At 70.1% G+C, this 22941-nt stretch carries 18 protein-coding genes; all 18 read left to right on the forward strand.

Annotated elements, in window-relative coordinates; translation table 11 throughout:
• Nucleotide 1 precedes the first annotated feature (1 nt).
• On the forward strand, nucleotides 2-694 hold the full coding sequence (locus ASF75_RS00575; protein ID WP_017886618.1) for a hypothetical protein: 693 nt from the start codon (nucleotides 2-4) through the stop codon (nucleotides 692-694).
• Between the two features lie 49 nt (nucleotides 695-743).
• A complete protein-coding gene (locus ASF75_RS00580; protein WP_056068245.1) occupies nucleotides 744-2513 on the forward strand; it encodes a peptidoglycan D,D-transpeptidase FtsI family protein in 1770 nt (589 codons plus the stop codon).
• A gap of 14 nt (nucleotides 2514-2527) precedes the next feature.
• A complete protein-coding gene (locus ASF75_RS00585; protein ID WP_056068248.1) occupies nucleotides 2528-4180 on the forward strand; it encodes a Mur ligase family protein in 1653 nt (550 codons plus the stop codon).
• Nucleotides 4177-5685, forward strand: coding sequence for a UDP-N-acetylmuramoyl-tripeptide--D-alanyl-D-alanine ligase (locus ASF75_RS00590; protein ID WP_056068250.1), 1509 nt, complete (start codon nucleotides 4177-4179; stop codon nucleotides 5683-5685). The genes ASF75_RS00585 and ASF75_RS00590 overlap by 4 nt, the downstream gene beginning before the upstream one ends.
• Nucleotides 5682-6785 (forward strand): phospho-N-acetylmuramoyl-pentapeptide-transferase, encoded by a 1104-nt coding sequence (gene mraY / locus ASF75_RS00595; protein ID WP_017886622.1) that lies wholly within the window; start codon nucleotides 5682-5684, stop codon nucleotides 6783-6785. The genes ASF75_RS00590 and mraY overlap by 4 nt, the downstream gene beginning before the upstream one ends.
• A 4-nt stretch (nucleotides 6786-6789) precedes the next feature.
• Nucleotides 6790-8325: a UDP-N-acetylmuramoyl-L-alanine--D-glutamate ligase gene (gene murD / locus ASF75_RS00600; protein ID WP_082046810.1), complete on the forward strand. Its 1536-nt coding sequence runs from the start codon at nucleotides 6790-6792 to the stop codon at nucleotides 8323-8325.
• Nucleotides 8288-9553 (forward strand): putative lipid II flippase FtsW, encoded by a 1266-nt coding sequence (ftsW, locus tag ASF75_RS00605; RefSeq protein ID WP_017886624.1) that lies wholly within the window; start codon nucleotides 8288-8290, stop codon nucleotides 9551-9553. Before murD ends, ftsW begins: the two co-directional genes overlap by 38 nt.
• A complete protein-coding gene (gene murG / locus ASF75_RS00610; protein ID WP_056068252.1) occupies nucleotides 9550-10647 on the forward strand; it encodes an undecaprenyldiphospho-muramoylpentapeptide beta-N-acetylglucosaminyltransferase in 1098 nt (365 codons plus the stop codon). The genes ftsW and murG overlap by 4 nt, the downstream gene beginning before the upstream one ends.
• On the forward strand, nucleotides 10644-12065 hold the full coding sequence (gene murC, locus ASF75_RS00615; protein WP_056068254.1) for a UDP-N-acetylmuramate--L-alanine ligase: 1422 nt from the start codon (nucleotides 10644-10646) through the stop codon (nucleotides 12063-12065). Before murG ends, murC begins: the two co-directional genes overlap by 4 nt.
• Nucleotides 12062-13450 carry an FtsQ-type POTRA domain-containing protein gene (locus tag ASF75_RS00620; protein WP_056068256.1) on the forward strand — a complete coding sequence of 463 codons (1389 nt, stop codon included), beginning with the start codon at nucleotides 12062-12064 and terminating at the stop codon, nucleotides 13448-13450. Before murC ends, ASF75_RS00620 begins: the two co-directional genes overlap by 4 nt.
• 145 nt (nucleotides 13451-13595) lie before the next feature.
• Nucleotides 13596-14756: a cell division protein FtsZ gene (gene ftsZ / locus ASF75_RS00625; protein WP_017886628.1), complete on the forward strand. Its 1161-nt coding sequence runs from the start codon at nucleotides 13596-13598 to the stop codon at nucleotides 14754-14756.
• 7 nt (nucleotides 14757-14763) lie between these two features.
• Nucleotides 14764-15486 carry a YggS family pyridoxal phosphate-dependent enzyme gene (locus ASF75_RS00630; protein ID WP_056068258.1) on the forward strand — a complete coding sequence of 241 codons (723 nt, stop codon included), beginning with the start codon at nucleotides 14764-14766 and terminating at the stop codon, nucleotides 15484-15486.
• 41 nt (nucleotides 15487-15527) lie between these two features.
• Nucleotides 15528-16112 (forward strand): cell division protein SepF, encoded by a 585-nt coding sequence (locus ASF75_RS00635; RefSeq protein ID WP_056068260.1) that lies wholly within the window; start codon nucleotides 15528-15530, stop codon nucleotides 16110-16112.
• 68 nt (nucleotides 16113-16180) lie between these two features.
• Nucleotides 16181-16477: a YggT family protein gene (locus tag ASF75_RS00640; RefSeq protein ID WP_017886631.1), complete on the forward strand. Its 297-nt coding sequence runs from the start codon at nucleotides 16181-16183 to the stop codon at nucleotides 16475-16477.
• A 185-nt stretch (nucleotides 16478-16662) separates the two neighbouring features.
• Nucleotides 16663-17343 carry a DivIVA domain-containing protein gene (locus tag ASF75_RS00645; RefSeq protein ID WP_042537329.1) on the forward strand — a complete coding sequence of 227 codons (681 nt, stop codon included), beginning with the start codon at nucleotides 16663-16665 and terminating at the stop codon, nucleotides 17341-17343.
• A 2-nt stretch (nucleotides 17344-17345) separates the two neighbouring features.
• Nucleotides 17346-18032: a signal peptidase II gene (lspA, locus tag ASF75_RS00650; RefSeq protein ID WP_235517459.1), complete on the forward strand. Its 687-nt coding sequence runs from the start codon at nucleotides 17346-17348 to the stop codon at nucleotides 18030-18032.
• Complete coding sequence (locus ASF75_RS00655) at nucleotides 18029-18958, forward strand: RluA family pseudouridine synthase (RefSeq protein ID WP_056068263.1); 930 nt, start codon at nucleotides 18029-18031, stop codon at nucleotides 18956-18958. Before lspA ends, ASF75_RS00655 begins: the two co-directional genes overlap by 4 nt.
• A gap of 501 nt (nucleotides 18959-19459) precedes the next feature.
• Entirely contained in the window at nucleotides 19460-22939 is a 3480-nt protein-coding gene (gene dnaE / locus ASF75_RS00660) for a DNA polymerase III subunit alpha (protein ID WP_042537439.1), read from the forward strand.
• Nucleotides 22940-22941: the final 2 nt, after the last annotated feature.

The following is a 22941-nucleotide window of genomic DNA, read 5'->3' on the forward strand; positions in this document are numbered from 1 at the left end:
CATGAGCACGAACCTCGCACTCGTCGACCCTGCGGTCGTCCCGTCGCGGGCCCCGCGCCCCGACCGTCAGCACCGCCCCGAGCTGGTCGAGGTCACCCCCACCGCGGCCCAGCGCCGGGCCCGTCCCCGCATCGGGTACGCCGTCGTGGCCGTGGCCGCGCTCGGGATCCTGCTGCTGGCCCAGCTCGGCATCAGCATGGTGCTCAGCCAGGGCGCCTACACGCTCAACTCGCTGTCGACGGAGCAGACCAACCTGTCCCGCACGCAGCAGTCCCTGTCCGAGGAACTCCGGGTGCTGGACTCGCCGCAGAACCTGGCCCGCAACGCGCAGGCGCTCGGGATGATCGCGAACTCCACGCCGGTGTACCTGGACCCGAAGACCGGCCGGGTGTACGGCACGCCGACCCCGGCGAAGCCCGACGAGGCAACCGCGTCCACCGAGAACCAGGTGCCGAACTCCCTGCTGAACGACGTGCCGCTGGCCACCCAGCCGGGCGCCACGTCGACGAGCAAGGAGACGGGCAACACCGGCGACCCCGCCGCAGGCAGTGCCGCCGCAGGCAGCACCGCCGCTGACACGTCCGCACCTGCCGCGTCTGAGAAGACCAGCGGCGCCAGCGCGTCGGACCAGGGGACGGCGAAGTCGTCCGTAGAGTCCGACGCGAACCCGCTCCAGGCACCCTCCACCCGGTGACCGGCGGGTCCGCCGCACCCTCAGCACCGCCCGGGAAGGACCGCACCGCGTGACGAAGACGATCCGCAACCGACGCCTGCGCTACAGCATCGTGATGCTCGCCGTGATCGCCCTGGTCGGGGTGTTCGTGGTCCGGCTCGTCGACATCCAGGTCGTCCAGGCATCGGTGCTGAACGAGGCGTCGGCCCAGAAGCGCAGCATCCCCGTGACGATCTACGGCACCCGTGGCGCGATCGTGGACCGCAACGGCACCGAACTCGCCGACAGCGTGACTCGGTACAACATCACGACCTCGCCGCGCCTGGTCAAGCAGTTCAAGGGCAAGCTCGGCGGCACCCGCCTCAAGGACGTCAGCGTCAGCACCGCACTCGACGCCCTGGCGAAGGCCTCCGGCGGTGACGTCGCGACCATGCGGAAGAACATCGCCGCGAACCCGAAGTCCGACTTCGCGTACCTGATCAAGGGCCTCGACGTCCGGCACTACGAGGCCGTGGTCGACCTCGGCATCCCGTGGATCTACAAGGAACAGCAGGCGTCGCGGGTCTACCCGACCGCTGCGACGACGGGCAACCTGACCGGGTTCATGGGGACCGACGGCGCCCAGGCCGGCCTGGAGTACGCCTACGACCAGTGCCTGGCCGGCACCAACGGCTCGGAGACCTACGAGCGTGGCGAGGACGGCGTCCAGCTGCCCGGCAGCACCGTGACCACGAAGAAGGCCAAGGACGGCGGCACGCTCGAGACGACGATCGACAGCGACCTGCAGTACATGGCGCAGCAGACCATCGCGTCCGCCGCCAAGACCCTGCAGGCGGAGTCCGCGACGGCCACCGTCACGAGCGTCAAGACGGGCGAGCTGCTGGCGGTCGCCGACTACCCGACCGTGGACCCGAACGACGTCGACGCCACGACCGACAAGGGTGCCTTCGGCTCCCGGGCCCTGACGGCGTCGTACGAGCCGGGATCCACGATCAAGGCCGCGATCGCCGCCGCGCTGATCGACCAGGGCAAGTCGACTCCCACCGACCAGGCCGTCGTGCCGTACTCGCGCACGTTCCCCTGGGGCGGCACGATCCACGACTCGGAGTTCCACCCCACCGAGAACCTGACGCTGACCGGCATCCTGCAGAACTCGTCGAACGTCGGCATCACCGAGCTCGGGGCACGGCTGACGGCCCAGCAGCGCTTCGACTACATGAAGAAGTTCGGGCTGTTCGAGCCGGAGACGGCCATCGACTACCCGGGCCAGCCCTCGATGGACTACGGCACGAGCCCGAACTGGGACCAGCAGACGAACATCAACTCGATGTTCGGCCAGGGCATCTCGACGACGGCCGTGCAGGTCGCGAGCGTGTTCCAGACGATCGCGAACGACGGCGTCCGGATCCCGCTGCACTTCGTCAAGGGCTGCACCACGGCCGACGGCAAGACGATCGACGCGCCCGACGTGCAGAAGCAGCGCGTCGTGTCCGCAGCCGCCGCCACGCAGGTCACCGACATGCTGCAGAGCGTCGTCACGGGCGGCACGCTGGTGGGCATGAAGCCGATCTCGGGCTACAACATCGCCGCGAAGACCGGCACCGCCGAGGTGGCCGAGGGGTCGCAGGGCTACGGCGGTCAGCGCATCACGTCGGTGGCCGGAATGGCACCCGCCGAAGACCCCCAGTATGTTGTCACGGTGACGTTCACGAAGCCGCAGACCAACAAGTGGTCCAGCGGAGCGGCTCCGGCGTTCCGCACACTCATGTCCCAGGTGCTCGAGAAGTACCGAGTAGCCCCCTCCGCGTCCGAGGCGAAGCTCTACCCGTCCACGTGGTGAGGAAGAAGGAACACTTGTCCGCACGGATCCCCCCGGTCCTCCGACCCGAACACCCGACCCCGAGGGCCGTCGCCGAACTCGCGAACGCGTTCGGTCTGCGTGTCGTCGGCTCGGTCGACACCCTCGAGACCACCGGCGTCACGCTGAGTGCCACCGAGGTGCAGCCGGGTGACCTGTTCGTCGGCGTGCACGGCGCGAACCGGCACGGCGCCCAGTTCGCGACCGAGGCCGCCGAGCGCGGCGCGGTCGCCGTCCTGACCGACCAGGACGGCGTCGCACTCGTCGAGCCGTCCGGCCTGCCGGTGCTCGTCGTCGACGATCCCCGCGCAGCCCTGGGCGACGTCGCCGCGTGGGTCTACCGCACCCACCCCGACGAGGCCACCGACCTGCCGCAGCTGTTCGCCGTCACCGGCACGAACGGCAAGACGAGCACGTCCTACATCCTCGAGGGCATCCTCAAGCAGCTCGGCCTGGTGACCGGCCTGAGCTCCACCGCCGAGCGCCACATCGGCTCGCTCAGCGTGACGAGCCGCCTGACCACGCCCGAGGCCAGCGAGATGCACGCGCTCCTCGCTCGCATGCGCGAGAGCGAGGTCCGCGCCGTCGCCGTCGAGGTCAGTGCCCAGGCCCTCAGCCGTCACCGCGTCGACGGCATCGTCTTCGACGTAGCGGCCTTCACGAACCTGTCGCACGACCACCTCGACGACTACGCCGACATGGAGGAGTACTACCAGGCGAAGCTCCCGCTGTTCCAGCCCGAGCACGCCCGCCGCGGCGTCGTCTCGCTGGACACCGACTGGGGCCACCGCGTGGTGCAGGACTCCCGCATCCCGGTCACCACCATCACGGTGCACCCCGACGTCGAGGCCGAGTGGCACGTCGACATCGTCGAGGCACACGCCGCCTACACCGAGTTCCGCCTGACGGGTCCCGAGGGTCGCGAGCTCATGACCCGTGTGCCCCTGATCGGCTGGCACATGGCCGCGAACGCCGCACTGGCGATCGTCATGCTGGTCGAGGGCGGATTCGAGCTCGGTGCCATCGCGCACGCGCTCGAGAGCAACCACCGCCGTTACCCCGACGAGGACGGATCGGGCGACCGTGAGCGTGACGGTGCGTCCGAGCGCGTCTCCGCCATCGAGTGCTACCTGCCCGGTCGCACCGAGCGGGTCTCCGGCGAGCACGGGCCGAGCGTCTACGTCGACTTCGGCCACAGCGCCGACGCCTTCGAGAACACGCTCGCCGCGGTCCGGCAGTTCACCGCCGGCAAGGTGCTGATGCTGTTCGGCGCCGACGGTGACCGCGACACCACGAAGCGTGGCGACATGGCCCGCGTGGCCGCCGCCGGCAGCGACATCCTCGTCGTCACCGACCACCACCCCCGCTTCGAGGACGCCGCGTCGATCCGGAAGACCCTGGTCGACGCTGCACGCGCCGCCTACCCGGACCACGAGATCCACGAGGTCAGCCCGCCCGAGGCCGCGATCCGCACCGCGGTGGGCCTGCTCGGTGAAGGGGACTCGATCCTCTGGGCCGGCCCGGGTCACCAGGACTACCGCGACATCCAGGGTGTCCGCACGCCGTACTCCGCCCGCGACGAGGCCCGTGCGGCCCTCCGCGAGGCCGGCTGGGAGCCGAACTCCGGTCGGGCGGAGGACGTCCGATGATCGCCATGACGCTCGCCGAGATCGCCACCGCGGTCAGCGGCGAGTTGATCGGCGGCGCCCAGGCGACCGACGTCGCCGAGCCCGGCGACCTGGTCGTCGAGGGCTCGGTCGAGACCGACTCCCGCCTGGTCCGTCCCGGCAGCGTCTTCTTCGCCCTGCCCGGCGAGGTCACCGACGGCCGGCGCTTCGTGCCCGCCGCGGTCGACGCCGGTGCCGCCCTGGTGATCACGCCGGAGCGTGTCGACACCACCGCGCCGCAGATCGTCGTCACGGACGGCTACGAGGCCCTCGCTGCGCTCGCGCACGAGGTCGTCACCCGTGTCCGCATGAGCACCGCGGACCGCGTCGACGCCGACGGTCGCCCGGCACCCCTGCGGGTCGTCGGCATCACCGGCTCGAACGGCAAGACGAGCACGAAGAACATGCTCCGCACGATCCTCGAGCAGCACGGCGCGACGATCGCACCGGAGGGCTCGTTCAACAACCACGTCGGCGCACCGATCTCCATGCTCCGCGTCACGTACGGCACCCGGTACCTGGTGGTCGAGATGGGCGCGAGCGGCGTCGGCCACATCGCCAAGCTCGTGTCGATCGCCGAGCCCGACCTCGGCGTCGTCCTCAAGGTGGGCCTCGCGCACGCCGGCGAGTTCGGCGGCATCGAGGCGACGCAGCGCGCGAAGTCCGAGATGGTCACCGACCTGCCCGAGACCGCCACGGCCCTGCTCAACGTCGACGACGACCGCGTCGCGTCGATGCGCGACCTGACGGCCGCGCGCGTGGTGGGCTTCGGCACGTCGGCCGAGGCCGACTACCGCATCACCGGCATCGAGACGGACCGCAGCGGCACCCGCTTCACCCTCACCGTTCCTCCCGTCCGCCCCGAAGGCGACCGTCCGACGGACGCAACCCTGTCTGGAGGCCCGGATCACGTCGACGTGCGCCTCGCGATCCTGGGTGAGCACCACGCGATGAACGCGTCCGCCGCGCTCACCGTCGCCCACCTGTGGGGCGTCCCGCTCGCCGACGGCGCCGCGGCGCTCGCGTCGATGACGCGCGCCGAGCGCTGGCGCATGGAGCTGCTCCAGGGCGGCCCCGAGGGCGTCACCGTGATCAACGACGCGTACAACGCGTCGCCCGACTCCACCGCGGCGGCGCTGCGGACCCTGGCGCAGATCGTGCGCCCGGGCGAGCGGACCGTCGCCGTGCTCGGTGAGATGGCCGAGCTCGGTGAGTTCTCCGTCGAGGAGCACGACCGCATCGGTCGGCTCGTCGTCCGCCTCGGCATCGGACAGCTCGTGGTCGTCGGCCGCGGCGCGATGCCCATCCACCAGGCCGCCACCCTCGAGGGATCGTGGGACGGCGAGTCCGTGTACATCGAGGACGTCGACGACGCCGTCCGTGCCATGCAGGAGATGCTCCGCCCCGGCGACGTCGTCCTCGTCAAGTCCTCGAAGTCTGCCGAACTGCGATTCCTCGGCGACCGCCTCGGAGGTGTCACCGAATGATCGCGCTCCTCATCGCCGGCGCCACGTCGCTGGTGTTCACGTTGCTGCTCACCCCGTTCTTCATCAAGCTCTTCCACCGTCTCGGGTGGGGGCAGTTCATCCGTGACGACGGCCCACAGTCCCACCACACCAAGCGCGGCACCGCCACGATGGGTGGCATCGTCCTCATCATCGGTGCGGTGATCGGGTACTTCGTGGGCCACCTGATCGGAGGCGACTCGATCACGCTGTCCGGCCTGCTCGTGCTGTTCCTGATGGTCGGGCTCGGGTTCGTCGGCTTCATCGACGACTTCCTCAAGGTCCGGCGTCAGCGGAGCCTCGGGCTCGGTGGCTGGGCGAAGATCCTCGGCCAGGTCATCGTCGGCGTCATCTTCGCCACGATCGCACTGGTCGTGCCCACGTCGAACGGCAAGCCCCCGGCATCCACGATGATCTCGGCCGTCCGCGACGTGCCGTGGCTCGACTTCATGGCGCTCGGCACCGTCATCGGCACGGTGCTGTTCCTCGGCTGGATCGTCCTGCTGACGGTGTCCACGTCGAACGGCGTGAACGTCGCCGACGGCCTCGACGGCCTGGCGACGGGATCGAGCATCCTGGCGATCGGCTCGTACGTCATCATCGGTTTCTGGCAGTCGAACCAGATCTGCGGCGGGACCCGGCTCGACTCGGACACCGCACACGCCTGCTACACCGTCGCGAACCCGCTCGACCTCGCCGTGGTCGCGGCCGCGGTCTGCGGTGGGCTCATCGGGTTCCTCTGGTACAACACCTCGCCGGCGCAGATCTTCCTCGGCGACACCGGTTCGCTCGGCCTCGGCGGTGCCCTGGCCGGCCTCGCGATCCTCAGCCGCACCGAGCTGCTGCTGGTCCTCATCGGTGGCCTGTTCTTCATCGTCACCGGTTCGGTCATCCTGCAGCGTGCGTACTTCAAGATCACCCACGGCAAGCGCATCTTCCTGATGAGTCCGCTGCACCACCACTTCGAACTGAAGGGGTGGGCCGAGGTGACGGTCGTCGTCCGCTTCTGGATCATCGCCGGACTCTTCGTCGCGGCGGGGGTCGGGCTCTTCTACCTCGAATGGATCGCAAGCGTTGGTTGACCCGGTGTCCTCGTCGTCCCGTCTCGAGTCCCTCGACAGCTGGCACGCCGAAGGGTGGAAGGGGCTGAACGTCGCCGTCCTCGGCCTGGGTGCCACCGGGTTCTCGGTCGCCGACACCCTCGTCGAGCTCGGCAGCGAGGTGACGGTCTACTCGTCCGACGCCCCGGCCGACAGCGTCGAGCTGCTCGACGTCATCGGTGCCCGGTTCCTGCAGACGCCGCTCGACACCGTGCCGGACGCGCTCGTCGCGCAGGCGCCCGACGTCGTGGTCGTGTCGCCGGGGCTGCCCCCGCACAACGCCACCGTGCAGTGGTCGGTGGCGAACAGCACCGTCTGGGGCGACATCGAGCTCGCCTGGCGTGTCCGCGACAAGGTCGTCCGCGGCCCGGTCGCGGCCCCGTGGATCACGATCACCGGCACGAACGGCAAGACCACGACGACGCAGCTGACGACCGCGATGTACGAGGCCGGCGGCCTGCGTGCCGTGGCGTGCGGGAACATCGGCGTGCCGGTGCTCGACGTCGTCCGCGACCCGGTCGGGTACGACGTGCTCGTCGTCGAGCTGTCGAGTCACCAGCTGCACTACATGGCGACCTCCGGCGACGGTGCCGTGGTGCCCCTCGCGAGTGCCTGCCTGAACATCGCCGACGACCACCTGGAGTGGCACGGTTCCGCCGAGGCGTACCGCGCGGCGAAGGCCAAGGTCTACGAGCGCACCGTGATGGCGTGCGTCTACAACACCTCGGACGAGGTCACCCGGCAGATGGTGCAGGAGGCCGACGTGGTGGAGGGCTGCCGAGCGGTCGGCTTCACCCCCGGTGTCCCCGCCCCCGGTGACGTCGGCATCGTCGAGGACGTCCTGTGCGACCGGGCCTTCAACGAGGACCGCCGCAACAGCGCACTCGAGCTCTCGACGGTCGCCGACCTCGAGGCCGCCGGGCTCGCCAGCCCGCACATGACCATGAACGTCCTGGCCGCCGCTGCGCTGGCGCGTGCCGGCACCGTCCAGCCGAGCGCCATCCAGACGGCCGTCCGGGCCTTCCGTGCCGACCACCACCGCACCGAGCTCGTCGCAGAGTCCGAGGGCATCGCCTGGGTCGACGACTCCAAGGCCACGAACCCGCACGCCGCCACCGCGTCCCTGGCGTCCTTCGACACCGTCGTGTGGATCGTCGGGGGCCTGTTCAAGGGCGTCGACATCGACGGCCTGGTCGAGCGCTTCGGTCCGGACGTCCGCGCCGTCGTCGTCATCGGGACCGACCGGGCCCCGGTGCTCGAGGCATTCGCGCGACACGCGTCCGCGGTCCCCGTGCTCCAGGTCGAGACGACGGACACTGATCAGGTCATGCGCGAGGCGGTCCGGCATGCCGCATCGGTCGCGAGGCCGGGCGACACGGTCCTCCTCGCCCCGGCGGCGGCGTCGTTCGACCAGTTCGGCTCCTACGCCGACCGGGGGCAGCGTTTCGCGGCCGCGGTCAACGAACACCTGGGAGGAGAAGTCGATGGCGACGACACCGACGGATCTTCCGAACAGCCGTAACGGCCGGACCGCGTCGACCCCACGACGGACGAACGGCGCGATCGTCGCCGTCAAGAACGTCTTCGTCGCGGAGTCCAGCACCTTCTACACGATCCTCGGCGTCACGCTGTTCCTCGTCGTCTTCGGCGTCGTCATGGTGCTGTCCTCGTCGAGCGTCGAGGAGTACGCGGCGACCCACGACTTCTTCGGGGCGGCCTCCCGCCAGGGCCTGTACGCCGTGCTCGGCGTGCCGCTCATGCTCATCGCGAGCCGGGTCCCGACCCGGATCTGGCGGAAGTGGGCGATGCGGCTGCTCGGTGCGGCGCTCGTGCTGCAGCTGCTCGTGTTCACCCCGCTCGGTCTCGACATCCAGGGCAACCGGAACTGGATCAAGCTCGGGTCGTTCACCGCGCAGCCGTCCGAGGTCGTCAAACTCGGCCTGGTGCTCGGCATCGGCGCGATCCTCTACGTCAAGCGGGAGAAGCTCGACGACTGGAAAGAGGTCTTCATCCCGATCGGGATCGCCTCGATGCTGTCGCTCGGGCTCGTGGTCCTGGGTGGCGACCAGGGCACGGCGATGGTCATGCTCATCCTGGTCTTCGGCGCCCTGTACATCGGCGGCGTCCGCGCCCGGCACCTGCTCGTCGGCCTGGCCGCGTTCGCCGTGATGCTGCCCTTCGTCACGATGGCGTCGGCCTCGCGGTCGACGCGCATCAGCGCATGGCTGTCCGGGTGCACCGACTCCAGCCAGTACCAGGACATCTGCTGGCAGCCCGTGCACGGCATGTGGGCGCTCGCGTCCGGCGGGGTGTTCGGCGTGGGCCTCGGCAACTCGAAGGCCAAGTGGTCGTGGCTGCCCGAGGCGGACAACGACTACATCTTCGCGATCATCGGCGAGGAGCTCGGCCTGATCGGTGCCGTCGTGGTGCTGAGCCTGTTCGTCGTGCTCGCCGTCGGCATGATCAAGATCATCCGGCAGTCCCGCGACCCCTTCGTCAAGACGGTCACCGGCGGCATCCTCGCGTGGATCATCGGCCAGGCACTCATCAACATCGCGGTCGTGCTCGGCCTGCTGCCGGTGCTCGGTGTGCCCCTGCCACTCATCTCGGCCGGTGGTTCGGCCCTCATCATGACCCTGGTGGCGATCGGCGTCGTGCTCTCCTTCGCCCGTGACCTGCCCGGCAAGAACGACCCCGGCCTGACGAACGCCCCACTCGGCCGGACCTCCACGAACGGATCACTGCGGTGAGCAAGTACCTCTTCGCCGGCGGCGGCACCGCCGGCCACGTCAACCCCCTGCTCGCGGTCGCCGACCGGCTGACCGAGCGGGAGCCCGGCGCCGAGGTCCTCGTGCTGGGCACCGCCGAGGGCCTGGAGTCCCGCCTCGTCCCGATGCGCGGCTACGAGCTGCTGACGATCCCGCGCCTGCCGTTCCCGCGGAAGCTGAACAGTGCGGCCCTGCGCTTCCCGCAGCGCTTCGCGGCGGCGGTCAAGCGGACCGAGCAGATCATCCGCGACCACGAGATCGAGGTGGTGCTCGGTGTGGGTGGCTACGCGGCCGCTCCGGCGTACATCGCCGCCCGCCGCACCGGCACCCCGATCGTCGTGCACGAGCAGAACGCGAAGCCCGGGCTGGCGAACCGCCTCGCCGCGTTCCTCACCGAGCACGTCGGCCTGACCTTCTCGAACACGCGCCTGCGCCACGGCCGCGTCGTGGGCATGCCGCTCCGTCGCGAGATCGAGTCACTCGACCGCCGTGCCTCCCGTGCCGAGGGGCTCGCCGAGTTCGGGCTGGACCCAGACCGGCCGGTCCTGCTCGTCACCGGTGGATCCTCGGGCGCGCGGAGCATCAACCGGACGATCAACCAGACGGCCGCCGCGATCGTCGGTGCCGGCTGGCAGGTCCTGCACGTCGTGGGCGCCGCGTCGGACATCGGCCCGAGCGACCTCGAGGGCTACCACGTGCTGCCGTACTGCGACCGGATGGACCTGGCCTACGCGGCGAGCGACTTCGTCGTGTCGCGCGCCGGCGCCGGCATGGTCTGCGAGCTCACGGCCGTCGGACTGCCGAGCGTGCTCGTGCCGTACCCGGTGGGCAACGGCGAGCAGCGTCACAACGCGAAGGACGTCGTCGACGCCGGGGGAGCCGTCCTGGTGGCCGACGGGGAATTCGACCGCGACTGGGTGACGTTCCAGTTGCTGAGCATCCTGCAGGACCGCTCCCGCATCGCGGACATGACCGTGCGGGCGGGCAGCGTGGGCCACCGCGACGGCGCCGACCGGATGACGGACCTGGTCCTCGACGCCGCGAAGGCGGCCCACAGCACCACGGAGGAACGATGACCATCAAGCCGGACCTGACCCAGCCGATCCCGGACGACCTCGGCACGGTGCACTTCGTCGGCATCGGCGGCTCGGGCATGAGCGGGATCGCCCGGATGTTCCTCGCGGCCGGCCACCGCGTGACCGGCAGTGACTCCCGCGAGACGGAGACCACCGGCACGATGCGCGACCTCGGTGCGACGGTGCACATCGGGCACGACGCCGCGAACGTCGGCGAGGCGGACAGCATCGTCGTCACGAGCGCACTGTGGCCGGACAACCCCGAGCTCCTCGAGGCCCAGCGCCGCGGCCTGCCGGTCCTGCACCGGTCGCAGGCCCTCGCCGCCCTGATCGCCGAGCACCGCCTGGTCGCGGTCGCCGGTGCGCACGGCAAGACCACCTCGACCGGCATGATCGTCACCGCCATGGTCGAGCTCGGTCTCGACCCGAGCTTCGTCAACGGCGGCGTCATCCAGTCCCTCGGCACCAGCTCGGCCCCGGGGTCCAGCGACCTGTTCGTCGTCGAAGCCGACGAGTCCGACGGCTCGTTCCTGCTCTACGACGTCGCGGTGGCCCTCGTCACGAACGTGGACGCCGACCACCTGGACCACTACGGCAGCGAGGAGGCCTTCACCGAGGCCTTCGTCGAGTTCGCCGCGAAGGCGAGCCAGCGCGTCGTCATCTCGAGCGACGACGCCGGTGCGAAGACGGTCACGGCCGGCATCCGCCAGCGCCCGGACGCCCCCGAGATCGTCACCTTCGGCGAGGCCGGCGACGCGGACGTCCGCATCGAGGGCATCACCGAGTCCGCCGGCGTCGAGGTCGACTTCCGCGCGGGTGGTCAGGCGTACCACCTGACCCTCCGCGTGCCCGGCCGGCACAACGCGATCAACGCCGTCGGTGCCTTCGCGGTGCTGACCGGTCTCGGCGTCGCCCCGGTCGACGCGATCCGCGGGCTCGAGGCGTTCGGCGGCACCCAGCGCCGCTTCGAGCTGCACGGGGTCGAGCGCGGGGTCTCGGTCTACGACGACTACGCGCACCACCCGACCGAGGTGGCCGCCGCGCTCAAGGCCGCCCGCAACGTGGTCGGGGACGGCCGCATCATCGCGATCCACCAGCCGCACCTGTACTCCCGCACCCGTCTGATGGCCGGCGACTTCGCCAAGGTGTACGAGGAACTCGCCGACCACACGGTCGTGCTCGACGTCTACGGCGCCCGCGAGGACCCGCAGCCCGGCGTGACCGGTGCCCTGGTGCAGGAGCGCTTCGCCGACCAGTCGCGCGTCGAGTTCCTGCCCGACTGGGACGACGCTGCGGCCCGTGCGGCCGCGGTCGCCCGGGACGGCGACATCATCATGACCCTCAGCTGCGGCGACGTGTACCGGATCATCCCGCAGGTGCTCGACGCCCTGGGCACCGACGGAGCGTCGTCCCGGTGAAGCGCCCCGAGGGGTTCGACGAGGGGGACGCCCGCCAGGACGCCCCGGCCGAGGCTGCGGAAGCGCCCCGGCAGCGTCGTGGTCCCTCGAAGCCGCGGCTGCCGTTCCGCGGCCGCGTCGCCGACGACCGGGAGGCCCGTCCCGCGTCCGACGAGTCGGCTGCGGCCGTCGAGACCCCCGCCCCCACCACCCCGGGCAGCACTCCGGCACCCGGTGCCTCCGGCACGCGCCCCCCAGCGGTCGGTGCGCCCCCGAGTGTCGGGGCGCGACGGCCGTCCGCGGGCGCAGATCCGACCACCGATGCCGCCGACTCGACGCGCGACCGCGTCGGCGCCCTCGCGGGCGCGGCCGGCCGCCGCGTCGGCGCCGGCTTCGGGGCCGTCGCCGACCGCCTGCGCGAGTACACACCGGACGAGGACCACCGCGACCCGCGCCCCGACGCGGGCAACGCGCCCCGAGGAGACGGGGCGCGACGACCGTCCGGGGGCGCGGCGGGCAGTGCACGCGACCACGACGCGACCGTGACCGACGTCCTCGACGCGAGCGGTGCCTCCCGGACGGAACACCACGCCGAGGCGCCCATCGGGGCGCGGGTGCGCGCCGCGGAGACCGCCCGCGAGGCGCGCATCGCGAAGCGTCGCCGTCGCCTGCTCGAGCGTGCCGAGGTCCGCCGGTTCACCCGGCGCAGCCGGCACCGTCGCGCCGCCTGGATCACGGCGGCGAGCGTCGTCCTGGTGCTCGGGGTCTCGATCCTGGTCGCGGTGTTCTCGCCGCTGATGGCGCTCCGCACGATCGAGGTCAAGGGGACCAACCGCGTCGACGAGACGGCCCTGCGCCAGGCGCTGTCCGACCAGATCGGCACACCCCTGGCCCGGCTCGACTTCGCCGCGATCAAGCGCGACGTCGCCGGGTTCCCGCTGATCGAGAGCTACGTGACCGAAGAGGCGCCGCCGCACACGCTCGTCGTCACGGTCACCGAGCGCACGCCGGTGGTCGCGGTGCGCTCCGGCAGCACGTTCGACCTCGTCGACCCCGCCGGCATCGTCGTGCAGTCGTCGCCGAAGCGTCCGGCCACGATGCCGCTCGCCGACATCGCCCGTGCACGCCTGGGCTCCTCGAGCTTCCGCACGATGACCGAGGTCGTGCTGGCGTTGCCGTCGACGGTCCGGTCCCAGGTCACCCGCGTCGCCGGGTCCACCGCCGACGACGTCACCCTGACCCTCAAGGACGGCTCGACCGTCGTGTGGGGGAGCCCGGACGACTCGGACGCGAAGGCCGCGCTGCTCGCCGCGTTGGTCAAGGACCACGAGGCGCGGAACCCGGGCGTCGTCGTCGAGTACGACGTGTCGGCACCGGACAACGGCGTGATCCGCGCGAAGGACTGAATTGCCGACCTGATCGGCGACACGCGGCGTGGCGGGGCGACAGTGCGCCGAACGCACCCGTAGCGTCGAAGCCAGCACCACATCTACCAGCATTGCCCCTGAACTTCAAGTAGAGGTTGAGGGTTCTACCGGAGGCCTGACTGACGTGACCACGAACCACAACTACCTCGCCGTCATCAAGGTCGTCGGTGTCGGCGGCGGCGGCGTCAACGCCGTCAACCGCATGATCGAGCTCGGTCTCCGTGGGGTCGAGTTCATCGCGATCAACACCGACGCCCAGGCACTGCTGCTCAGCGACGCCGACGTCAAGCTCGACGTCGGCCGCGAGATCACCCGCGGGCTCGGCGCCGGCGCGGACCCCGAGGTCGGCCGTCGTGCCGCCGAGGACCACGCCGAGGAGATCGAAGAGGCCCTGGCCGGCGCCGACATGGTGTTCGTCACCGCGGGCGAGGGCGGCGGCACCGGCACCGGTGGTGCTCCGGTCGTCGCGCGCATCGCGAAGTCCATCGGCGCACTGACCATCGGTGTCGTCACGAAGCCGTTCAGCTTCGAGGGCAAGCGCCGCCAGTCCCAGGCCGAGAACGGCGTCGCTGGCCTCAAGGACGAGGTCGACACGCTCATCGTCGTGCCGAACGACCGCTTGCTCGAGATCAGCGACCGTGGCATCTCCATGGTCGAGGCGTTCGCCACGGCCGACCAGGTGCTCCTGGCCGGCGTGCAGGGCATCACCGACCTCATCACCACCCCCGGCCTGATCAACCTCGACTTCGCCGACGTGAAGAGCGTCATGCAGGGTGCGGGTTCCGCGCTCATGGGCATCGGTTCGTCGCGCGGTGCCGACCGTGCGATCAAGGCGGCCGAGCTCGCCGTCGCGTCGCCGCTGCTCGAGGCCTCGATCGACGGTGCGCACGGCGTGTTGCTCTCGATCCAGGGCGGCTCGAACCTCGGCATCTTCGAGATCAACGACGCCGCTCGTCTGGTGCAGGAAGCCGTGCACCCCGAGGCGAACATCATCTTCGGTGCGGTCATCGACGACACTCTGGGCGACGAGGTCCGCGTCACCGTCATCGCCGCGGGCTTCGACGGTGGCGAGCCGGCGCAGCAGCAGAAGGAGCGTCGCTCCAGCTACGTCGACCCGGAGTCGAGTGTCTCGGCACCCGTCGCCGCTTCGACCGGCGCGATCGAGGACTCCACCACGTCGAGCCCGTCCTGGGCCTCGCAGGAACACCAGCCGCCGGTGCAGCGCGCCGCCGACCCGGCGTTCGACGACGACGACGAGCTCGACGTCCCCGACTTCCTGAAGTAACCCACCCGTGGTAGCCGACACGCGCCTCCAGGCCTCGTCTCACGACGACGGACCGGAGGCGCGCGTTGCGTCCGTCCGGAGGGGCATCGCCGACGCGGCGCGAGCCGCAGGGCGCTCGCCCGACGAACTCACGCTCGTCGTCGTCACGAAGTACCACCCGGCGTCCCTCGTGCGCGAGCTGGCCGCACTCGGCGTGACGGACGTGGGGGAGAACCGCCACCAGGAGGCACAGGCCAAGGCTGCGGAACTCGCCGACCTCGACCTGACCTGGCACTTCATCGGGCAGCTGCAGTCGAAGAAGGCCCGGCAGGCCCGGCGGTACGCCCACGTCGTGCAGTCGCTCGACCGCGGGTCCGTCGTCGACGCGTTCGCCCCGACCGAGGCCGAGCCGGAACCGCCGGTCATCGACGGGTTCGTGCAGGTGAACCTGACCGACGACCCCGGCCGTGGTGGGGTGCAGCCGGACGACGTCGAGGCGATGGTGGAGCGCGTGCTGGCCACCGGGACGATCCGGTTGCGGGGTGTGATGGCCGTCGCACCCCTCGACGAGGAACCCCGTCCAGCCTTCGCCCGGCTCCGTTCGATCTCCGAGCGGGTCGTGGCGCTCGAGCCCGGTGCCACCGACATCTCGGCCGGCATGAGCGGGGACTACGCCGAGGCGATCCTCGAGGGCGCGACACACCTGCGGATCGGCACCGCAATCACGGGAAACCGGCCGCTCGCACCCTAGCCTCGTTGCAGGGCACCACGAGCACGAACCCCGGAGGAACCATGGCCAACCCGCTGAAGAAGACGATGGTCTACCTCGGCCTCGCCGACGAGGAACTCGACTACGAGGACGAGCAGCAGGCCGAGCCCGCGCGCCAGCAGGCAGCCCCTGCTCGCCAGGCCGCAGCGGCTGCTCCGGCGGCCGCCGAACCGCAGGAGACCCCCGCCGCGGCAGCAGCCCCGGTGGCCGTTCCCGCAGCGGCGCCGGCTCCCACCAAGACGCACACCCACCAGCGCGGCGCCCAGGTCACTCCGCTCCGCCGCTCGCACACGACCGCACAGAAGGCGACCCCGGTCCAGGAAATGAACGAGATCCTCACCGTCCACCCGCGCGAGTACAAGGACGCCCAGTCCATCGCCGAGAGCTTCCGCGACGGCATCCCCGTCATCATCAACCTCTCGCAGATGACCGAGGGTGACGCTCGACGCATGATCGACTTCGCCTCCGGTCTGTCGCTCGGGCTGTTCGGCAAGATCGAGCGCGTCACCAACAAGGTCTTCCTCCTGTCGCCGGCGCACGTCGCAGTGAGCGGTGAGCCTGCTGAGGTAGAGTCCGACATCGAGGCGAACTTCTTCGCCCAGTCCTGAGCCGTACCCGGCACACCCGCCCCTGAGCGTCGTCTGACGACGCTCGCCCGAGACGAGCGAGCCCCATCGTGTCCGTGATCCTAGGGATCATCTCCCTCGCGTTGCTCCTGTACTTCTTCGTGATGTGGGGGCGCTTCGCGCTCGACCTCGTGCAGAGCTTCAACCGCTCCTGGCGTCCGCGCGGGGGCATGCTCGTGGTGTCCGAGTTCGTCTACACGATCACGGATCCGCCCATCCGAGCGGTGCGACGGGTCCTCCCGCCGCTCCGCCTGGGGCCGGTCGCGCTCGACTTCGGCTGGACGATCGTGATGCTCGTCGTCATCATCGCCCGGTTCGTGGTCGCCGCTCTGGCACGCGGTATCTGAGCGGACTCCCGTCCGCGACACGCGCCACGCCAGGCGCGCGGCACGGTTCCGCCCCATCGTCGGTGTACGGTGGTCGGGATCGATGCCCGCTCCGGTGGCGCATCCGCACCGCACGGTACGACTGGTAAGTTCGGTCGCACCGCATGCGGTTCCACACGTTCAGCAGTTCTATTGAGGTGACGGCAATGGCTTTGACGCCGGAAGACGTAGTCAACAAGCGGTTCCAGCCGACGAAGTTCCGCGAGGGCTACGACCAGGACGAGGTCGATGACTTCCTCGACGAGGTCGTGGTCGAGCTCCGTCGCCTGACCGCGGAGAACGACGAGCTCCGCCAGCGCCTGCAGGCGGCCGAGTCGGCCCCGCAGTCGGCGCAGGCCGAACAGCCCGCTCCTGCAGCGGAACCGGAGCCCACGCCGGCCCCGGTCGAGGCAGCACCGGAGCCCGCTCCGGTCGCCGCGGCCGCTCCGGCCACGACGGTCCCCGCCGACGAGGACACTGAGGGCACCACGAATCTCCTGACCCTGGCGCGTCGTCTCCACGAGGAGCACGTGCGCGAGGGCATCGAGAAGCGCGACGCGCTCATCGCCGAGGGCACCGCCCAGGCGGCTCGCCTGGTCTCCGAGGCCGAGGCGAAGCAGCGCCAGATCATCGCCGACACCGAGAACACGAACCGTCAGCGTGTCGCGGTGCTCGAGCAGGAGCAGCGCCAGCTCGAGGGCAAGATCGACGAGCTCCGGACGTTCGAGCGCGACTACCGTGCGCAGCTCAAGAGCTACATCCAGGGGCAGCTCTCCGAGCTCGACTCCTCGGGCGAGCAGTCCGGTCTCACCCCGGCGCCGGCTTCGGCGCAGGGCTTCGGCAACTGACGTTGTCGCGACCAGCATCACGAGCGAAGGTCAGTGTCCGCGCTATCGCGGCACTGGCCTTCGCCGCTGTCATGGTGGTGGCGTTCGACCAGGTCGCCAAGACGCTGGTCGTCGCGAACCTGCCGTACGGCACCCCCGTGCCGGTCCTGGGCGGGGCGTTGCAGTTCCTGTACGTCCGGAACCCGGGGGCCGCGTTCTCGTTCGCGGTGAACATGACCTGGGTGTTCTCGGTCATCTCGGCCGCGGTCGTCGTCGCGATCATCGTGTACTCGCGTCGCATCCGGTCGATGTGGTGGGCGATCGTGCTCGGCATGCTGCTCGGCGGTGCGCTGGGCAACCTGCTCGACCGGCTCTTCCGTGAACCCGGGTTCGGTCGGGGGCACGTGGTCGACTTCATCTCGACCCCCTGGATGATGCCGGCGATCTACAACGTCGCCGACTCCTTCATCTGCATCAGCATGGTGGTCTTCGTGCTGCTGGTGATCCTCGGGGTGAACCTCGACGGCACCCGCACGCTCTCGGCCAAGCGCCAGGCGCAGCTCGACGCGGCGGAGCCGGCCGACCCGGCGCAGCCGCTCGACGGTGGGGCCGCGTTCTCGTCGACCGATGCGGCTCTCGACGAGCCGACCCGTGCCTCCAGGCCGAACGACGGCGACCGTCGCGACACGCTGGGCCACGACGCCACGTGACCGAATCGCGTTCTCTTCCCGTGCCCGACGGGCTCGCCGGTGAGCGCGTCGACGCAGCCATCGCGAAGCTCCTCGGCTTCAGCCGTTCGTTCGCGGCCGACGTCGTCGCCGCGGGCGGCGTCCGCGTCGACGGCGTCCCCGTCGACAAGTCGGACCGCCTGCACGCCGACTCCTGGCTCGAGGTCGAGTGGACCCCGAAGGAGCCGCCGCGCATCGTGCCGGCAGCCGTGCCTGGCATGACGATCGTGCACGACGACGAGGACATCGTCGTCGTGGACAAGCCCGTCGGGGTCGCCGCGCACCCCTCGCCGGGGTGGGACGGGCCGACCGTGCCCGGGGGCCTCGCCGCCGCCGGGTTCACCATCGCGACCTCCGGGGCCGCCGAACGCGCCGGGATCGTGCACCGGCTGGACGTCGGGACCTCGGGCCTGATGGTCGTCGCGAAGACCGAGCTGGCGTACACACACCTCAAGCGGGCGTTCAAGGAGCGCACGGTCGAGAAGGTCTACCACGCGCTCGCGCAGGGCCACCCCGACCCGACCTACGGCACGATCGACGCCCCGATCGGTCGGCACCCGTCGAGCGACTGGAAGTTCGCGGTCACGTCGGAGGGCAAGCCGAGCGTCACCCACTACGAGACGCTCGAGGCGTTCCGCTCCGCGACCCTGCTCGAGGTGCACCTGGAGACCGGGCGTACGCACCAGATCCGGGTGCACATGGCCGCGACCAGCCACCCGCTCGTCGGCGACACGATGTACGGTGCCGACCCGGTGCTGGCGGCCGAGCTCGGGCTGACCCGCCAGTGGCTCGACGCCGTCCGGCTGGGCTTCGACCACCCCCGCACGGGCGAGTGGGTGTCGTTCGAGGCGCAGTACCCGGACGACCTGCAGGCAGCGCTGGAGCAGATCCGGAGCGCGTCGCTCTGACACACCCGGCCGCTCGTTCCGAGGGGTCACGAACTGTCGGCTGCGGAGCCGTCAGGCGACGCGTTCTGCACCCGCGGCGGCCCGCGTGCGGCGTGTCCTGCCCGCTCGGCGGCGCGCGCCGCGTGTGTCGCGATCCGATGCCGGTCTGGAGGCGCGGTGCGGGCCCGCCCCGAGCCTCCCGTCCGCCCCGCCCGGTCTCTTTCGCCGAGGGGTCGCGAACTGTCGGCTGCGGAGCCGTCAGGCGACGCCTTCTGCACCCGCGGCGGCCCGCGTGCGGCGTGTCCTGCCCGCTCGGCGGCGCGCGCCGCGCGTGTCGCGATCCGATGCCGGTCTGGAGGCGCGGTGCGGGCCCGCCCCGAGCCTCCCGTCCGCCACGACGCGCGCGGGAATGTGGGCGGCCGCAGTTAGGCTGTTCCCACCCCGCAGCACACCGTACGAACCGGAGGTTCCGTGTCGGATTCCGACTCCTTCGTCCACCTGCACGTGCACAGCGAGTACTCGATGCTCGACGGTGCCGCCAGGCTCTCCGACCTCGTGGCGGAGACCGCCGCGCAGGGGATGCCCGCCGTGGCGGTGACCGACCACGGCAACATGTTCGGCGCCTTCGAGTTCTGGAAGGCCGCCAAGGCCGGTGGCGTCAAGCCCATCATCGGGACCGAGGCGTACATCACGCCCCGCACGCACCGCTCCGACAAGACCCGTGTCCGCTGGGGTGACGGCGGCGGCGACGACGTGTCCGGTGCGGGCTCGTACACGCACATGACGATGTTCGCCGAGAACACCACCGGCATGCACAACCTGTTCCGGTTGTCGTCCAAGGCGTCGCTCGAGGGCTACTACTTCAAGCCCCGCATGGACATCGAGCTCCTGCAGGAGTACCACCAGGGCATCATCGCCACGACGGGCTGCCCCTCGGGGGAGATCCAGACGCGCCTGCGCCTCGGCCAGTACGACGAAGCGGTGCAGGCCGCCGCCGACTACCGCGACATCTTCGGCAAGGAGAACTACTTCGCCGAGGTCATGGACCACGGGCTCGAGATCGAGCGCCGGATCATGAGCGACCTGATCCGCCTGGCGAAGGACCTCGACATCCCGCTGGTCGGCACGAACGACCTGCACTACACGCACGCCCACGACGCCAAGTCGCACGCGGCACTGCTCTGCGTGCAGTCCGGTTCGACCCTGAACGACCCGAACCGCTTCAAGTTCGATGCCGACGAGTTCTACCTGAAGACCCCGGCGCAGATGCGACACGTCTTCCGCGACAACCTCGAGGCCTGTGACAACACGCTGCTCATCGCCGAACGCTGCAACGTCGAGTTCGACACCTCGGCGAACTACATGCCGAAGTTCCCGGTGCCCGAGGGCGAGACCGAGCACTCCTGGTTCGAGAAAGAGGTCGCGAAGGGGCTGGAGTACCGGTACCCGGGCGGCATCTCGAAAGAGGTCCAGGACCGCGCCGACTACGAGGTCGGCATCATCAACCAGATGGGGTTCCCTGGCTACTTCCTGGTGGTCGCGGACTTCATCAACTGGTCCAAGAACAACGGCATCCGCGTCGGTCCGGGGCGTGGCTCCGGTGCCGGCTCGATGGTGGCGTACGCGATGCGCATCACCGACCTCGATCCGATCCGGCACGGTCTGATCTTCGAGCGGTTCCTCAACCCGGACCGCGTCTCGATGCCCGACTTCGACGTCGACTTCGACGACCGGCGCCGCGGTGAGGCGATCAAGTACGTCACCGAGAAGTACGGGTCGGAGCGCGTGGCGCAGATCGTCACGTACGGCACGATCAAGGCGAAGCAGGCGCTCAAGGACTCCTCGCGCGTCCTCGGGTTCCCGTTCGGCATGGGCGAGAAGCTCACCAAGGCGATGCCACCGCCCGTGATGGGCAAGGACATCCCGCTCACCGGGATCTTCGACAAGGACCACCCGCGCTACAAGGAAGCCGTCGACGTCCGCACCGTGGTCGAGACCGACCCCGAGGCGAAGACCGTCTTCGACACGGCGCTCGGGCTCGAGGGGCTGAAGCGCCAGTGGGGCGTGCACGCGGCCGGCGTCATCATGTCGAGCGACCCGCTGATCGACATCATCCCGATCATGAAGCGGGAGCAGGACGGCCAGATCGTCACGCAGTTCGACTACCCGGCGGCGGAGTCGCTCGGCCTGATCAAGATGGACTTCCTGGGGCTCCGCAACCTCACGATCATCAGCGACGCCCTCGACAACATCAAGACGAACCGGGGGACCGAGCTCGACCTCGAGAACATGGGGCTCGAGGACCCCGAGGCGTACGCGCTCCTGCAGCGCGGTGACACCCTCGGCGTGTTCCAGCTCGACGGCGGGCCCATGCGCGGCCTGCTGCGGCTGATGAAGCCCGACAACTTCGAGGACATCTCCGCGCTCATCGCCCTGTACCGTCCGGGGCCCATGGGTGCGAACTCGCACACGAACTACGCGCTCCGCAAGAACGGCGAGCAGCCGATCACCCCGATCCACCCGGAGCTCGAAGAGCCCCTGAAGGACATCATCGGCACGACCTACGGCCTGATCATCTACCAGGAGCAGGTCATGGCCATCGCGCAGAAGGTCGCCGGGTTCTCCCTCGGCCAGGCGGACATCCTCCGCCGCGCGATGGGCAAGAAGAAGAAGTCCGAGCTCGACAAGCAGTACGCGGGCTTCCAGCAGGGCATGAAGGACAACGGCTACTCCGATGCGGCGATCAAGACGCTGTGGGACATCCTGCTGCCCTTCTCCGACTACGCGTTCAACAAGGCGCACTCGGCGGCCTACGGCGTGGTGTCCTTCTGGACCGCGTACCTCAAGGCGCACTACCCGGCCGAGTACATGGCGGCTCTGCTGACCTCGGTCGGTGACGCCCGCGACAAGCTCGCCCTGTACCTGAACGAGTGCCGGCGCATGGGCATCAAGGTCATGCCGCCGGACGTCAACGAGTCGATCGGCTTCTTCGCCGCAGTCGGTGACGACATCCGCTTCGGCATGGGTGCCATCCGCAACGTCGGGTTCAACGTGGTCGACGACATCGTCAAGGCCCGGACCGAGAAGGGTGCGTTCGAGTCCTTCCACGACTTCCTGCGCAAGATCCCGATCTCGTCGGCGAACAAGCGCACGGTCGAGTCGCTCATCAAGGCCGGTGCGTTCGACGAGTTCGGGGACACCCGCCGTGCCCTGGTGGAGATCCACGAGGGCGCCGTCGAGGGCGCGGTGAAGGTCAAGCGTGACGAGGCCCACGGCAACGTCGGGTTCGACTTCGACTCGCTCTTCGCCGAGGCCGCCGAGGACACCCCGAGCGCCGCGGTGTCCCAGGTGCCGGACCGGCCGGAGTGGTCCAAGCGCGACAAGCTGGCGTTCGAGCGGGACATGCTCGGGCTCTACGTGTCCGACCACCCGCTCGCCGGGCTCGAGATCGAACTCGCGAAGCACCAGTCGATCACCATCGCCGACCTGCTGACCGCCGACGACTCGATCGAGGGTGAGACGGTCACCGTCGCCGGCCTGCTGACGAGCGTGCAGCACCGGGTGGCGAAGACGAGCGGCAACCCGTACGGCATCGTCGACATCGAGGACTTCGGCGGGCAGATCGGGGTGATGTTCCTGGGCAAGACGTACCAGGAGTTCGGCCCGTCCCTGGTGGCCGACTCGATCGTCGTCCTGCGCGGCCGCGTCAACGTCCGCGACGACGGCAAGGCCCTGCACGCGGTGAGCATGTTCCAGCCGAACGTCGGCGACGCGATGGGTTCCGGCCCGCTCACCCTGTCACTGCCCGAACGGCAGGCCACGACGACCACGGTGACGGAACTCGCCGCCGTGCTCGGCCGTCACCAGGGCGACACCGAGGTCCGGCTGAAGCTGCTGAAGGACGACGTGGCGCGCACCTTCGAGCTGCCGTTCCCGGTGAACCTCACCCCGGACCTGTTCGGCGAGCTGAAGAGCCTGCTCGGACCCCGCTGCCTGGTCTAGGA

Origin of the sequence: Curtobacterium sp. Leaf154 (assembly GCF_001424595.1) — a bacterium.
In the GTDB taxonomy this organism is placed as follows: Bacteria; Actinomycetota; Actinomycetes; order Actinomycetales; family Microbacteriaceae; genus Curtobacterium; species Curtobacterium poinsettiae.